The organism is Bradyrhizobium sp. F1.13.3, assembly GCF_040548265.1.
Lineage (GTDB): Bacteria > Pseudomonadota > Alphaproteobacteria > Rhizobiales > Xanthobacteraceae > Bradyrhizobium.
Map to the genome: position 1 here is coordinate 125,478 of NZ_JBEPRI010000015.1, position 15,308 is coordinate 140,785.

Consider the following 15,308-nt stretch of genomic DNA (forward strand, 5'->3'; position numbering starts at 1 on the left):
GGAAACGTTGAATGACCGACGAGCCAATCGCTGTTGTGACCGGGGTAGGGCCGGGCACGGGGGCTGCCATCGTCAAGCGTTTCTCTGCCGGTGGGTTTCGTGTCATCGGGCTTGCCCGCTCACCCGAGATCATCAATCGCCTGGCGCAGGAGCTGCCTGACGTGCACGCGATGACCTGCGACGTCTCGGATGAAAATCAGGTGCGGACCGTGGTCGCCGACATCAAGCGCCGCTTCGGCGCGACTGAAGTTCTCATCCACAACGCGGTCGGCGGTGGCTGGGGCAGCTTTCGCGAGATCGACCCGAAGATGCTGAAGGGCAATTTCGAGGTCAACGTGATGGGCTTGCTGTACCTAGCGCGCGAACTGGCGCCCGACATGATCGATCGGGGCAAAGGCGCCATCCTGGTGACCGGAAATACATCGTCGATCCGGGGCAAGGCCAATTTCGCCGGCTTCGCGCCGACCAAGGCGGCACAGCGCATTCTGGCCGAGTCGATCGCGCGCGACGTGGGACCGCTCGGCGTCCACGTCTCCTATGTCCTCATCGACGCCGTGATCGACACGCCGCGGATGCGGGCGCGACTGAGTGACAAGCCCGACGAATTTTTCATCAAGCCTGCCGCCATCGCCGATGAACTGTTTCATCTTTACAGCCAGGACCGGTCGGCCTGGTCGTTCCTCACCGAGTTGCGGCCGTTCGGCGAGACCTGGTGACGCCGAGCGCAGAATGTGAAAGGTCAAAGCCATGACGGACGGATCAATCTCGATCGATACCGGGACGGATGAGCTGCTGTGCGTGATCCGGGATCGGATCGCCATCATCACCTTGAACAGGCCCGGGGCCCGCAATTCGCTGTCCGACCATCTGACGCCCGCGTTGCGACGGATGATCAAGCGCAACGGCGACGATCCCGATGTCGGCGCGCTGTTGATCACGGGGGCGGGCACCGCATTCTGTTCGGGCGGCGACGTCAAGGGGATGGGCGGCAACACGGCCGCACCGCCTATGTCATTCGACGACAAGGTGGCGCTGTTGCGGGAACGCCAGCGAACCCTGACCGGCGTGCTTGTCTCGGTGCGCAAGCCCACCATCGCTGCGTTGCCGGGACCGGCGGCCGGCGCCGGACTTGCGATCGCGCTGGCCTGCGACATTCGCATCGCCGCCGAATCCACCATCATGACGACCGGCTACGCCAGGATCGCGCTCACCGGCGATTACGGCATCTCGTGGCTGTTGACCCGGTTGGCCGGGACGGCGCGCGCTCGCGAATTGATGTTCCTGTCGGAACGGATCGATGCGCGCCGTGCGGAAGCATTGGGGCTGATCAATCGCGTAGTGCCCGATGCGGAGCTGCAAAGCGAAGCATTCGGGACCGCGAGGGCGTTGGCGAACGGTCCGGCGAGCGCCTATGCGTCCATCAAGGATAATCTAGACCTCGCGCTGTCGGCGGACTTCCTCACCTCACTGGATCAGGAGGCCGAGAAGATGGTCGCCGCAGCCGGTACTGCGCAACATTGCGAGGCCGTGCGGGCCTTCATCGAGAAGCGCGCGCCCAATTACCGGTGAAGGACGCAACATGACTCAATCCGAACGCGACACTTCCGTAGAGGGCGTCGCCCTCATTGTCGGCGGCGGCCCGGGCATCAGCTCGAGTTGCGCCAAGTTGTTCGCGGAAAGCGGCATGCGTGTCGCCGTCGCGGCCAGAAATCCGGAGAAACTGGTTCTTGTGGCTCTCGAGAAGGCGCATGGCGTGCGTCGCTATGCCTGCGATGCCAGCGACCCGGCAGCCGTGGCGCAGCTTTTCGGGAATGTCGTGCAGGATATAGGGACGCCGAGGCTGGTCGTGCACAATATCGACGGCCGCGTTCCCGGCATTTTCCGCAAGAGCATCATCGAGGCCGATCCGGTCATGGCGCTCGAAACGGTCCGAAACTCGGCATTCTCCGCGTTTCTGATCGGCCAGCAGGCCGCCCGTCTCATGCTCGGAAACGAACCCGACGCCAATGGCGCGCGAGGAACGATTGTGTTCACGAACGCCAGCGCCTCGCTCAAGGGCTACCCGTCGAGCGGCGCCTTTGCCATGGCCTGTCATGCGAAGTCCGGACTGGCGCAGAGCATGGCGAGGGAATTGATGCCGCAGGGCATCCATGTCGCCAATGTGCCGATCGACGCCGCAATCGGCTGGACCCAGGAAGACGGCACCCGCGCGCACCGGCTGGCGGGCACCACGGTCGACGACAACATGGCCGACCCCGATCATATCGCAAAAACCTATCTGCAACTGCATCGCCAGCATCGCTCGACCTGGGCCTTCGAAGTCGTGCTGCGGCCGTGGGTCGAGAAATGGTGACCGGCATATTCGGTGCGGACCTGCACTGGGCTAGAGCCATGACTTCCGAGTCGGCGCGTTTCACGCTCTGAGGCCACGCGAAGCGAGCGTCGATTTGGAAACAGCGGACTGCCGCGACCGCCATCGAGATTGCGCGTTTCGACGCTCGCCGAGCTTCCTCGAGCGAGGCCTTATCCGGCTGATTTCGCCTAACGATTTGACTACCAATACATCAATCTAAAATCGGAATTGAAGTTTGAGATGAATATTTTAGACGCGCATAACCCAGCATTAAATCGCCAAGCTTGACAGTTCTATTTTAGAACTATTTACTTCGTACGTCGACGGAAATGAGGGGCTGACCTGTCCGTCTGAAAGGGGGCCGCAAAGTGCTTCCCAAAAAAATGCGCAAGGAGGACGGCATGAGGTGCGTGGACGACATCACTGCGGCCGAATTGCTGGACGGTCTGCCGTCCAGGGTGCACGAGGTCTACGCGCCATTCGTGCGCGGCATGCCGGATCATCCGGCGTTCGTGGAAGGCGGCCGTTCCTGGAGCTACCGACAATTCTCCGACGCCGTCGATGCCGCGGCGAAGGATCTCACCGATTTGGGGATCAGGCCCGGCGATCGCGTGATGATTGCCAGCGAGAACAGCGTGGCTCTGGGCGCGCTGCTGTTCGCGGCGAGTAAGCTCGATGCATGGGGCATTCCGGTCAATCCTCGTCTCTCGGCCAGGGAGATCGACCTGATCGGGACGCACAGCAGCGCCCGGCGCGTGCTGTTCAACGCCGCCTTGTCTAAGGAGGCCGGCGAGCACGCCAGCCGCGTGGGCGCAACGATCGGTGCTGTCGGACCATTCGGCGGAATCGGCGTCAGTCCGCTCCATGCGGATGCGAAGGTGGAACCGGTCGAAAAGGACGGCGCCCGCCAGGTCGCGGGCCTTTTGTACACCTCGGGTACGACAGGTACCCCGAAGGGGGTGATGCTGAGCCACACCAACCTTCTCTTCACCGCGAGGACGTCGGGCATCCTCCGCGACAGCGGTCCGGGCGACCGCATCTATGGCGTGCTGCCGATGTCCCACATCGTCGGCTACACGATTTTGCTGATCGCCACGCTGATGCACGGCGGCACTTTGTACGTTGTGGCCAAGGCCGATCCCGCCGCGCTGGCCCTTGCCATCGCCGAGCAGGGAATTACGAACCTTTTCGGCGTGCCCGCGACCTATCAGCGACTGCTCGAACACAAGGCGGTCAAGGGCATCCGGCAGCTCGAGCGCGGCAGTCTGCGCAACATCGCCGTCGCGGGTGCGCCGCTCGACCTCGATTTGAAGAAGCGGATCGAGGACGAGTTCGGAATCCCGCTGTTGAACAACTACGGCATCACCGAATGTTCGCCGGGCCTGTCGGGTGTGCGTTTGCAACAACCGGTCGCGGACGAGTCGGTCGGCCCGTTCCTTCCCGGTATCGAGCATCGCATCGTGGATAGGAACGCTAACAACGTTGCGGCCGGCGAAGTCGGCGAACTGCACGTCCGCGGCCCCAACGTGATGCTCGGCTACTATCGCGCGGCCGATCTGACGGCGGCGGCGATCGATGGCCAGGGATGGTTCAACACCGGGGATCTCGCCCGGCTGAACGGCCACGGGCATCTCTACATCGCCGGCCGCACCAAGGAACTCATCATCCGCTCCGGCTTCAACGTCTACCCCGCCGAGGTGGAGGCGGTGCTGGTTTCGCACGACCAGGTCGTTCAGTCCGCCGTCGTCGGACGCCCGGTCGACGGTAACGAGGAGGTCGTCGCGTTCGTCCAGCTTCTTCCCGGCGCCCGCGTCAGCGCCGAGGAGCTGAAGGCGTACGCGGCGCAACAGCTCACTTCGTACAAGCGTCCGACCGAACTGATCGTGCTCGACGCCCTGCCTGCGGCGTCCACCGGCAAGATCCTCAAGCACAAGCTTCGGGAACTGGCGATCGAGCGGTCGACCGGCAAGGCGCTGGATGCGGCGGCCGCCGGCTGATGCCCGTCGCGTGATGCGACGCCGATCTTGCGGGTTTGAATGAACGACGCGCGGCGCAGCCGTCGCGGGACAAGGGAGATGTCGATGTTTACACGGACTTTGATGGTAGCGGCGATCGGTGCTGCGATCGCCGGCGCGCCCGCGCGTGCGGAGCCGCTTGGGGTTACGAGCAGCGAAGTGAAGATCGGGGCCACGTTCCCGTTCAGTGGTCCCGCATCGCCGCTCAGCAACACCGGCAAGGGGCTGATCGCCTACATCAACTCGATTAACGAGCGGGGCGGCATCAACGGCCGCAAGATCAACCTCATCACCTACGACGATGCCTACAGCCCGCCCAAGACCGTCGAGCAGACCAGAAAGCTGATCGAGAGCGACGAGGTGGCATTCCTGTTCGGTCCGCTGGGAACGCCCGGCATCAGCGCCACGATCAAATACGTCAACGCCAAGAAGGTGCCGCATCTGTTCGTGGTGAGCGGCGTCACCCGGTTCACCAACTTTGCCGAGTTCCCGATGACCACGACGGGGCTGCCCAGCTACGATACGGAAGGTCGGATTTACGCGAAATACGTCACCCAGACCCGGCCGAACGCCAAGATCGCGATCCTGTATCAGAACGACGATCTGGGTAAGGACTTCGTCAATGCCTTCAAAGGCTATCTGAAGGAGGACTTCGACGACAAGGTGGTCGCGTCGTCATACGAGGTCACCGAGCCGACGATCGATTCCCACGTGGTGATGTTGAAAGCGTCCGGTGCCGAGGCTTTCCTGGTCGCCGGCACGCCGAAATTTGCGGCCCAGGCTATCAAGAAAGCCGACGAGATCGGCTGGAAGCCGCTGTTCCTGATCAACTACGTTTCGAGTTCGGTGTCTTCCACGATCGTTCCGGCGGGGCTGGACAAGGCGATCGGCATCGTCGCGGCCACCATGATCAAGGATCCGAACGACACGAAGTGGGACGATGATGCCGGTGTCAAATGGTACCGCGAGTATTTCGCGAAATACCTGCCGGGCGCCGACATCGGCGATGCCAACTATCTGTTCGGCACACAGCAGGGGCAGATCCTGGAGCAGGTGCTGAAGCAGTGCGGAGATGATCTCTCGCGCGAGAACGTCGTCAGGCAATCGCGCAGCATCAGAGGGCTGTCGCTTCCCACTCTCATCCCGGGCGTCACCATCAACACGGGCGCGGACAACAGCATGGCGTATACGCAGCTTCAGTTGCAGCGCTGGAACGGCACCACATGGGAGCAGTTCGGCAGCGTCCTCAGCGCCGACGGAAGGTGATGGTCGGCCTGAAGCGACGCGGTGACGAGGTCGCGGCCGCCGACGCCGGTCCGGACGACCGGCGCCGCGTAATCCGGAAACGGGGCGCGAGGTTGCCGACGTACCGGTTGACGACGCGGAACGGCGCGCTGATCGCGGCCCTGTTGGCGGTGATCGAGTACAGATTGCAAGGTGGTCAGGTCTCCGGATGCGGATGGCGCCCGCTGCTGCAACTGCAGCAGCGTGGCGGGCGGCCGGCCTGAGCACACTTACTGGTTTTCCGGTGCTCTCAGAAGGATTTGCTTCCGAGCTCGTCAATGACCGTTTCCGCACAGCTGCCGTTCATTCGCGAACAAGATCGAGCCTACGGGCTCAGGCGATGGGACTGCGCCAGCAGGTTTCGCGGCTTTCGCTCTGGATCGGAGGCCACTCGGCGCCATCGCTTAACCAGAGCCGATACAGAATTGGGCCTCTCGTCGTCAGGAAAGCGGCGTGGCATTCAGGGAAGTTGGCGCCACGATCGGGTTGGGTGCAGTCATCCGAACCCTTGGTGAGGCACCCGTGTCTACGTGGTGCCTCGGTCGCTGTTGAAGCGCTCCGCGCCATACATCCTTGACTGAAGCGGTGGCGCGACCGGCACCATTCCTGCCGCGCCGCCTTTCAGTGCGCGCTAGGGTAGGGTTTTCACCTCGCAAGGGCTCGAGGCGACGACGGCGATAGCGCGCGACCGAGAGCGCCAGTTTCTCTGTTTCGCACCGGATGATGCGGCCAAGCGCGTCGCATGCGACGGTCCAGCCCCCATCACGGTGCCCAACAGCCGTCGCAAGACATAGCTCGGGTAGGCATTTGCTGCTCCTCTAGCTCGCAATCTCTCGAAGATCGCTCTGGCTGCGCCACGTCGGCGGCGAACCACACTGCGTGCTCCTTCCTTGACTGCCGGACCCGATCGAGAGTGATGGCCTGTCAGCGCTGCATCTGAACATTCATCATTTGACCATGTGCCATCATATTGTCGTTCAGATTGGCCATGATCACGAGCGACCCTGCGAGGACCAGGAATACGATGAGTACGCCAAATGCGAGTGCCAGCACATTGTGGGTGCTGTCCGGTCCCGTCGTGATGTGAAGAAAGAAGACCAAGTGCACTCCCATCTGGGCGATGGCTAGGACCGCGAGTCCGGCTGGCACGCCGGGAGCCCAGATTGCCGAGGTGTTTGCCACCCAGAAGGATGTGGCTGTCAAGATCGCTGCCAGCAGCAAGCCGATCGTGTACACGAGCAAGCCAGAAGAAGAGCTTTGCTCCGAGGCCGGAATCGCTGGCCTATCTCCCGGTGCAACATCCCAACGCGTTTCGGTCATGGAAGGACTCCCATCAGGTAGACAATCGTGAATATCAGGACCCAGATGATGTCGAGCGCATGCCAGAACAGGGTGAAGCAGTGCAGGCGGCGCACCACGGCCTGTTGGAAACCCCTCAGTGACAGCTGAACCATCATAAGAACCAGCCAGACCAGTCCGACAGCTACGTGCAGCCCGTGACAACCGACCAGCGTGAAGAAGGCGGAAAGAAACGCGCTGCGCTGCGGAGCCGCGCCCATCGAAATCATGTAGTGGAATTCGCGAAACTCGAGATTGAGAAATGCCGCGCCCAACAGGAACGTCACCACGGCGCCAACGAAGATGCCGAGATGGTGCCGCGAATTGATGGCCAGGGACATCAGTCCACAGCTGTAGCTGGAGAGCAGGAGAAAAGCGGTCTCGATCGCTGCGGTTCGCAGATTAAACAACTGGGCACCGGTTGGACCGCCGGCACTGGCTTTTGCGAGCACGGCGTAGCTCGCAAACAGCGCCGAGAACATCACGATGTCGCTGAGCAGGAAGATCCAGAAGCCAAAGCCCGCGATGATTCGCTTGGGTGCCGGACCGGCCTCGCTGACATTCAGCAGTTCGCCGCGGCGGACATCATCCATTTCAACGGCGACGTTCATAGCGATACCTCCACGGCGTGCGTCCGATCGAATTGACCGATCTGTTCTGCGGAGATCTCAACCTCGTCCTCCACGCGGAACATGAAGGCAAGCAGCGTCACAGTCAGACCGAGAATTCCAACGCCTGCCATCCACCAGATGTGCCAGATCAGGGCGAACCCGGTGATCACCGCGAAGAAGGCGGTCACGAAGCCGGTCGGACTGTTCTTGGGCACTTCGATTGGTTCGTACTTATGCAGCCGCCCTGGCAATTCTTGCTTCGCGAGCACGCTTTGCTTCTTTGCCCAGAAGGCATCGAGTTCATGGACACGAGGCAGCACTGCGAAATTCCAGGCTGGCGGTGGCGATGCGGTAGCCCACTCCAGGGTGCGGCCGTTCCACGGATCGCCGGTCGTGTCGCGGAGTTGCTCACGGTGACGAATGGACACCACGATCTGGACGATCTGACAGATAATACCGATCAGAATGATGACTGCGCCCGCTTCAGCCACCAATAGCCAAGGCTGCCAGGAGAGCACATCGTAGTGCTGCAGGCGACGGGTCATGCCCATCAGTCCTGTCACGTAGAGCGGCATGAACGCGAGATGGAAGCCGATGAACCAGCACCAGAAAGAGGCGACGCCCCAGCGCTCATCCAGCTTGAAGCCGAAGGCCTTTGGAAACCAGTAATTGTAGCCTGCGATGGCCCCGAACAGGACGCCCGGGATGATGACATGATGGAAATGAGCGACCAGGAACACGCTGTTGTGCACCTGCCAATCCACAGCCGGCAAGGCCAGCAGAACCCCGGTCAGGCCGCCGAAGACGAAAGCCACCATGAAGCCGATTGTCCAAAGCACCGGTACCGTGAATCGGATACGACCGCCGTACATCGTGAACAGCCAGTTGAAGACTTTGACGCCCGTCGGCACGCCGATGATCATGCTCGTGATGCCGAAGAACGCGTTCACGCCAGCACTTGCACCCATGGTGAAGAAATGGTGCAGCCACACGGTATAGGAGAGCACGCAGATCACCAGGGTTGCACCGACCATCGACCGGTAGCCGAACAGCGGCTTGCCGGAAAATGTCGCGCTCACCTCCGAATAGATACCGAATGCCGGCAGGACCAGGATGTAGACTTCGGGGTGACCCCAGACCCAGAACAGGTTCACGTACATCATGGCGTTGCCGCCGGCGTCCAGCGTAAAGAAGTGGAAGCCGAGGTAACGGTCGAGCAGCAACATCGCAAAGAGCGCGGTGAGCACCGGGAATGCAGCCACGATCAGCAGATTCGAAGCGAGCGCAGTCCAGCAGAAAACCGGCATGCGCATGTAGCTCATGCCGGGAGCCCTCATCTTTAGAATCGTGGTGACGAAATTGACGCCGCTCAACAAGGTCCCGATGCCCGAGATCTGCAGCGACCAAAGATAATAGTCGACGCCGACGCCGGGCGAGAATTGTAGTTCGCTGAGCGGTGGGTAGGCGACCCAGCCCGTCTTTGCGAACTCACCGACAAACAGCGAGACGTTGATCAGCAGAATGCCTGTCGCGGTCAACCAAAAACTCACAGAATTCATCGTGGGAAACGCCACGTCACGGACGCCGAGTTGCAACGGCACCGCAAAGTTCATCAGTCCGATCACAAGCGGCATGGCGACGAAGAAGATCATGATCGTGCCGTGCGCCGAGAAAATCTGGTCGAAATGCTCGGGTGGCAGATATCCTTGCGCGCCGCCGGCGGCGACGGCCTGCTGCGTGCGCATCATGATTCCGTCCGCGAAGCCGCGTACGAGCATGACCAGGGCAAGAACGAGATACATGACGCCGATTCGCTTGTGATCGACGGACGTGATCCATTCGCGCCACAGATACGGCCAGTATCCCTTGACAGTGACCCATGCCAGAACCGCCAGAATGACAGCCCCGACGCTGGCCACTGTGCCCATGATGATGGGCTCTTGAAAAGGAATGGCGGCCCAGCTGAGTTTGCCCAACAGGTTCATCGTTCTGCCCTCATGGATTTGGGATAAGCGATACAGAGACCAGCGGCCGGCTGCATTGCGGCACTCAGGATGTTGGCAAACAGGCCATTGGCGACCGACCGATAGGTAAAGGGTGCAACCGCCTTGCTCGGCCTGACCAAATCGGCATACGTCTGTGCGTCGAGCACGGGGCCGGCGCTGCGCGTTGCGGCAGCCCATTGCGCAAAGCCGTCGGGCGCTACCGCGTCGACATGGAAGTACATATCGGCGAAGCCCGCGCCGCTGTAATTCGCCGACATCCCGCGGTAAGTTCCGGAATGGTCGGCCCGCAGGTTCAGGCGGGTCACCATTCCGGCCATGGTGTAGATCTGGCCGGCGAGCTGCGGCACGAAGAAGCTGTTCATGACGCCCGAGGAGGTCAGCTCGAAGCTGACCGGCGTGCCAACCGGGATCGTCAGGTGATTGACGCTCGCGACACCCTGTTCCGGATAGACGAACAGCCATTTCCAGTCGAGCGAGACGACCTGAACCTTGAGTGGCTTGGTAGAGGAGGCAATCGGCTTCGGCGGATCGAGATCGTATGCACCGATCCAGGCCACGGTGCCGACAAGAAGCACAGTCATCAGCGGGATCGACCAGACCAGCATCTCGATGCGGCCGGAATATATGAAATCCGGCCGATAGCGCGCCCGCCCATTCGATGCACGAAACCAGAAGGCAAAGCCGAGTGTCGCAATCACCACCGGGATCACGATCGCCAGCATGATGCCGGTCGCGTTGATCAGAATTTGCCGTTCGGCGAGGGCGACGGGTCCCTTCGGATCGAGCACGCCTCCATCGCAGCCACCGAGTGTCGCGGCCACCAGCAGGACCATGGTAAGCGAACCGTATCGCATGTTAGGCCTCCCGAACCTTGTGGGTACATGCTTTGCGCGTGGCGCCCGACTGTCGCGCGGCAGACGGGGACCCGCTCATCGGATTATCATTCGACAAATGCGTCGGTGCGAACGAACCGCCGTTGTGATCGACCAGAAGGGCTGCAAACAGCAGAACTAGATAGGAGATGGAGAAGACAAACAGCCTGTGAGCCGAGCGGCGATCGGCTTCAGCGCTTTGGCACAGCTGAACCGCCAGCAAGAGAAAGAGCGCGCCGCAGACGGCGACGATCGCGCCATAGATCGTGCCGGCAAACCCGAGCGCCCAAGGCAGTTCCGAAGCGAGAACAAGCAGACCGCTGTAGATCAGGATCTGCCGTATTGTTGCAGCCCGTCCAGCGACAACCGGCAGCATGGGAACGCCGGCACGAGCGTAATCATCCGTGCGGTTGAGCGCGAGGGACCAGAAATGGGGCGGTGTCCAAAGGAAAATAATAAGGAAAAGTAGGAGAGGCTCTAGCCCGGTTTGTCCGGTCGCCGCAGCCCATCCGATCACGGGTGGCAGCGCGCCGGCGGCACCGCCGATGACGATATTCTGGGACGTAGCCCGCTTCAGCCAGGCCGTGTAAACGATGACATAGAAGAGGATCGTGCCGGCCAAAAGCGCGGCAGCCGCCAGGTTCGCTGCCAAAGCGAGGGTCGTGATGGCGATAACGCCAAGGACGAGCCCAAAGACAAGCGCCTCGATTTTCAAGATTTTGCCGCGGGGAATTGGCCGCATCGCGGTGCGAGCCATGACTGCGTCGATATCGGCGTCGTACCACATATTCAGCGCGCCGGCGGCTCCGGCGCCGACCGCGATTGCAAGAATTGCAATGAAGCCAGAGAGTGGATCGAGGCGTGTCGGTGCAACCATCAATCCGACGAACGCGGTGAAAAGCGCGAGCGCCATAACGCGCGGCTTGGCCAAACTGATGAAATAGGGCAGTCGCTCCACCCAGCCAGACCGTGAAGCCAGCCAAAGGCGCGATACCGAAATCGCGATGCTGTTCATGGTGGGCTCCCTCAAGCAGAAAGTTGGTTTGCGAAACCACTATCAGCCGTTCGTTGGGCCTCGCGGCTTTCCCGATAGGTAACCTCATGGGCTTCAAGAGCGTGAGTGAAGGCTGCCAAATCCCGGCAAATTGTTCCTAACCACGGCAGGCGCCGCGGCTGGGAAGAGGGATCGGGACGAGAGCGTGGTGTTCACTAAGCGTCCTGGCGCTGACAGCGGTCTGCCATCACGCGGTGCTCGTCGAGATGAATCTGGCCGGTTCTACGCGCTGATGCAGTGACGCGGCTTCAGCGAGAATTGAGTGCTCGCAGTTCAGCCCGACATTCTTCACTGAAGGCCCGAAGCGGATTGACCGCGTGGCTGCTCATCAGATCGCGTAATTCCGAAAAGGATTTGTTGGGTGTGGAATAAGTGTCGATGATCAAAAGGACGACGGCCTCGGCCTTCTCGATCACCGGAGAACTCGATACGACACGCATTCGGTTGATGAGAGCGTAGACGCTGACTAGAGCGGCAACTTCCGCCTGATCATGCACGAGCGCGTCGGCGAAGAGCTTCGATGCCTCGTCGATGAATTGCTTGTACAACTTTTGCCGCCTCGCCTTTTCCCCCGACAGCAGATTGGCTCGATCTTGACGGTACTGAGTGAGCCAAGCTGATGCGAACGACGTCAGGCCGCCAATTGCTGAGCCTGCCAAGGCCGCGATTGCAGGGAGGTAGACAGTATTCATGTCGCGAGCTTCCGCTCAACGGTCGGACCGAACCAGGCAACGCTCGGAAGTTCGGATGCCGATCGCGAACTACGCCGGCCCGTCAAATCCGGCCAACGCCATTCGGAGGCGCATCCCGGCGCATCAGAACTCATCATTATGCAATTCGCGGGATTGCTCGACCCCGGGCCTGCGCTAAGCGGCCTTACCATGCCAACGAAGACCGCGAAGCACAATGTTATGATGGCAAACGTAACGAGGCTCAAGACGTCTTTCATCTCACTTTCGATCCTATGTCCACCTGGCGTCGATATTCTCAGTTTTCAATTCGCGTGGGATTTACGTCGGTAACGTCACTCACTTTTTCGACGCGAGTGCCCCGAGCACGGCGGCTGGCCGAATGGGAAGATGGCGCAAGCGAATCCCGGTTGCGGCAAAAATGGCATTGCCGATAGCGGGTGCGACGACCGTCGCACCGGGCTCGCCGAGGCCGACCGGAGCTTCGATGCTGTCGACGAATTCGATGTCGAGATCCGGCACGTCACCGATGCGCAGTGGCGTGTAGCTGTCGAAATTCGTGTCTTTCACCTGGCCTTTGTGGAATTCGGTTCCCTCATACAGCGCCATGCTGAGGCCCCATAGAGCGCTGCCTTCGACTTGCGCCAGCGCGCCGTCTGGATGGACGAGGGTGCCCGCATCGACGACGATCGTGAGCTTTTCGACTGCAACGGCGCCGTTGCTGCGGTCAACGCGAACGCGCGCGACGCAAGCGACCCATGTAGGCATCGATCGTGCCTGGCCGAATGTGGTGGCGACGCCGAGCCCGGTGCCAGCCGGCATCCGCGCGCCCCATCCGGCCTTTTCCGCCGCTCGCTTGAGGGCTGCCGCCTGACGCTTCGCGCCGCCCACCGCGCTGGGTGCTGACCCGGCATTGCGGCCGGCGCCGTCCAACAACCCGGTGCGGAACGCGACAGGGTCTGCGCCCGCCATCCGCGCCGCCTCATCCATGAAGGTCTCGAGCGCCCAGTTGGTCCAGCCGGGCGCCACCGCGCGCAGATAGCCAGGGCGAAACGAACGATTGGCAAGGTCGTTCTCGATAGCGCGTACGCGTTGCGCCCCAACGCTGTACCAGTGGTCCGCGCCATCGATGGCGAATGGATCGAATGGGTTTCCGTCAGACGCCTTCGGCATGGCCGCTGGCGGCACGTAGACTGAGGTCGGCCAACCGGCCGACGCGTGATGTTCCATGGCCGAGACCTTCCCATGGACATCGAATGCCAGCCGCAATTTCTGGATCGACGGCGAACGAAACGAGTCGAAACGCGTGTCATCCTCGCGCGTCAGTACGAGCTTCACGGGCTTGCCGAGAGCCTTGGCGGCCAGCGCGGCGGGGATGGCATAATCAGTGTTGAGCCTGCGCCCGAATGCCCCGCCGAGCAGATAGGTGCGCAGGACAATGCGATCCTGCGTTAGGTCCAGCGCTCGTGCAAGCACGGGCAGAATCGTGCTCTGCGCCTGACTGCCGGTATGGATCTCGAAGCGGCCGTCCTTCTCGAAGGCGAGAGCGTTCACCGGCTCGAGTTGGGCATGGAGAACGCTGTTGGTGGTGTACGTCCGCTCGAGAGTGGAGGCGGCTGCGCGAAACGCGGTATCGACTTCGGGGTCGTCAACCACCACCGCTCCCCCGCGCGGTGCCGCGATCTGCCTCTCGCCGTAATCGAGGATGTCCTGCTCCGACACCATCGAAGCATCACCCGCGGCCCAATCGACCTTGACGAGGTCAGCGGCGCGGATTGCTGCCGGATAAGTTGTCGCGAATACGACTACCCAACCGGGCACTGTCCCGGAGGGGTCCTCCAACACGAGGCTCGTGAGATATCCCTTGACCCGCTTTGCCGCGGAGTCATCGACGGTGCGTACCACTGAGCCGTAGCGTGTGGGAGGAATCTTCGGCCGGGCATAGACCATACCCTCAACGACCGCATCGATCCCGTAACGCGCCGTGCCGTTGATCTTCCCGGGGACATCGAGAGCGCCGATCTTTTGCCCGATAAGACGTCGTTCTGAGGGCGGCTTGATCGGCAGCTTCACGAGTTGGTCCGACGTAAATTCGCGTGCCAGGCTCCCGCGCCGGACGATTTCGCCGTAGGTGATGGACCGACCTTCGGCAGATACGGAGCCCCGGCGCGCGACACATTGCGACGGGCTCACCCCAAGCAGCCTTGCGCCGGCCTCGATCAGGGCGATGCGCCCTGCAGCACCGGCGCGGCTGTAAATCGGGAAATCGACCCAGACCGACGTGCTGCCGCCGGTCTGCATGAAACCCCATTTCGGATCGGCATCGACCAGCAGGATGCGCACGTTGCTCCAGTCGACCTCGAGTTCATCGGCGAGGACGCGGGCGATGGCAGTGCCGATGTGCTGACCCATCTCTGCACGGGTGATGTTCACGGTCACGATGCCATCGCGGTCAAGGCTGTACCAAATCGTGGGTTCGAAGGGGCTTGACCCTGATTGCTGCGCGGTGACTTGCCCCGGCGCGAAACCGAACGTGACGGCGGTGCCGGCCAAGCCGACTAGAAATGCGCGCCGCGAAAGCGCGCTCTGATCCCTGGGCTTAGTCATCACTGGCGACCTTTCGTGATTGGGCGGCGGCCTGTTTGACTGCGTTGCGAATGCGCACGTAGGTCATGCAGCGGCACAGGTTTCCGGCCATAACGGCATCGATGTCCTGATCGGTCGGGGAGGGGAAGTCTTTGATGAGTGAGGCCGCTTGCATGATCTGCCCCGACTGGCAGTAGCCGCATTGGGGAACCTGAAGGTCGGCCCACGCCTCTTGCACCGGATGCCGGCTCTCGGAATCGAGTCCCTCAATGGTGGTGACCTTGGCGCCGGACACGCTGGCAACAGGCGTGATGCACGACCGTGTGGGCCGGCCGCCGACGTGGACCGTGCAGGCGCCGCACATCCCGATCCCGCAGCCGAACTTCGTGCCGGTGAGACCGATGACATCGCGGATCACCCACAACAGGGGCGTATCCTCCTCGGCGTCGACCGTCACCGCGCGGCCATTGATGTCAAATGAGGTCATGCTCGTTCTCCGA

At 61.7% G+C, this 15,308-nt stretch carries 13 protein-coding genes and 1 pseudogene; 5 read left to right on the plus strand and 9 right to left on the minus strand.

All coding sequences use genetic code 11. The features are described from left to right. Window positions 1-11 precede the first annotated feature (11 nt). From ABIB66_RS32645 to ABIB66_RS32665, 5 genes are all read left to right on the plus strand, one after another. Complete coding sequence (locus ABIB66_RS32645; protein ID WP_354257256.1) at window positions 12-716, plus strand: SDR family NAD(P)-dependent oxidoreductase; 705 nt, start codon at window positions 12-14, stop codon at window positions 714-716. Window positions 717-747: 31 nt separating this feature from the next. Next, window positions 748-1,569 (plus strand): enoyl-CoA hydratase-related protein, encoded by an 822-nt coding sequence (locus ABIB66_RS32650; protein WP_354257259.1) that lies wholly within the window; start codon window positions 748-750, stop codon window positions 1,567-1,569. A gap of 10 nt (window positions 1,570-1,579) precedes the next feature. Then, entirely contained in the window at window positions 1,580-2,353 is a 774-nt protein-coding gene (locus tag ABIB66_RS32655) for an SDR family oxidoreductase (protein WP_354257262.1), read from the plus strand. 401 nt (window positions 2,354-2,754) lie between these two features. Further along, window positions 2,755-4,350, plus strand: a complete 1,596-nt coding sequence (locus tag ABIB66_RS32660) for a class I adenylate-forming enzyme family protein (RefSeq protein WP_354257266.1) — start codon at window positions 2,755-2,757, stop codon at window positions 4,348-4,350. Window positions 4,351-4,434: 84 nt separating this feature from the next. Then, the gene (locus ABIB66_RS32665) at window positions 4,435-5,634 is read left to right on the plus strand and encodes an ABC transporter substrate-binding protein (RefSeq protein WP_354257269.1); all 1,200 of its coding nucleotides are present in this window, start codon (window positions 4,435-4,437) and stop codon (window positions 5,632-5,634) included. A 17-nt stretch (window positions 5,635-5,651) separates the two neighbouring features. Here the strand turns inward: ABIB66_RS32665 and ABIB66_RS32670 are convergent. The 9 genes and pseudogenes from ABIB66_RS32670 to ABIB66_RS32710 all read right to left on the minus strand — a co-directional run. Next, window positions 5,652-5,797 (minus strand): annotated as a pseudogene (locus tag ABIB66_RS32670) (SOS response-associated peptidase); the annotation flags it as partial. A gap of 779 nt (window positions 5,798-6,576) precedes the next feature. Beyond that, entirely contained in the window at window positions 6,577-6,972 is a 396-nt protein-coding gene (gene cyoD, locus ABIB66_RS32675; RefSeq protein WP_354257272.1) for a cytochrome o ubiquinol oxidase subunit IV, read from the minus strand. Beyond that, the gene (locus tag ABIB66_RS32680) at window positions 6,969-7,583 is read right to left on the minus strand and encodes a cytochrome (ubi)quinol oxidase subunit III (RefSeq protein WP_502918342.1); all 615 of its coding nucleotides are present in this window, start codon (window positions 7,581-7,583) and stop codon (window positions 6,969-6,971) included. Before ABIB66_RS32680 ends, cyoD begins: the two co-directional genes overlap by 4 nt. A 14-nt stretch (window positions 7,584-7,597) precedes the next feature. Then, window positions 7,598-9,580 (minus strand): cytochrome o ubiquinol oxidase subunit I, encoded by a 1,983-nt coding sequence (gene cyoB, locus ABIB66_RS32685; RefSeq protein ID WP_354257448.1) that lies wholly within the window; start codon window positions 9,578-9,580, stop codon window positions 7,598-7,600. Window positions 9,581-9,582: 2 nt separating this feature from the next. Next, window positions 9,583-10,461, minus strand: coding sequence for a ubiquinol oxidase subunit II (gene cyoA, locus ABIB66_RS32690; RefSeq protein WP_354257278.1), 879 nt, complete (start codon window positions 10,459-10,461; stop codon window positions 9,583-9,585). A gap of 1 nt (window position 10,462) precedes the next feature. Then, window positions 10,463-11,494 (minus strand): heme o synthase, encoded by a 1,032-nt coding sequence (locus tag ABIB66_RS32695; protein WP_354257281.1) that lies wholly within the window; start codon window positions 11,492-11,494, stop codon window positions 10,463-10,465. Between the two features lie 287 nt (window positions 11,495-11,781). Beyond that, a complete protein-coding gene (locus ABIB66_RS32700) occupies window positions 11,782-12,225 on the minus strand; it encodes a hypothetical protein (RefSeq protein ID WP_354257285.1) in 444 nt (147 codons plus the stop codon). Between the two features lie 336 nt (window positions 12,226-12,561). Then, on the minus strand, window positions 12,562-14,775 hold the full coding sequence (locus ABIB66_RS32705) for a xanthine dehydrogenase family protein molybdopterin-binding subunit (RefSeq protein WP_354257288.1): 2,214 nt from the start codon (window positions 14,773-14,775) through the stop codon (window positions 12,562-12,564). Between the two features lie 46 nt (window positions 14,776-14,821). Then, window positions 14,822-15,295, minus strand: a complete 474-nt coding sequence (locus ABIB66_RS32710; RefSeq protein ID WP_354257291.1) for a (2Fe-2S)-binding protein — start codon at window positions 15,293-15,295, stop codon at window positions 14,822-14,824. Window positions 15,296-15,308 lie beyond the last annotated feature (13 nt).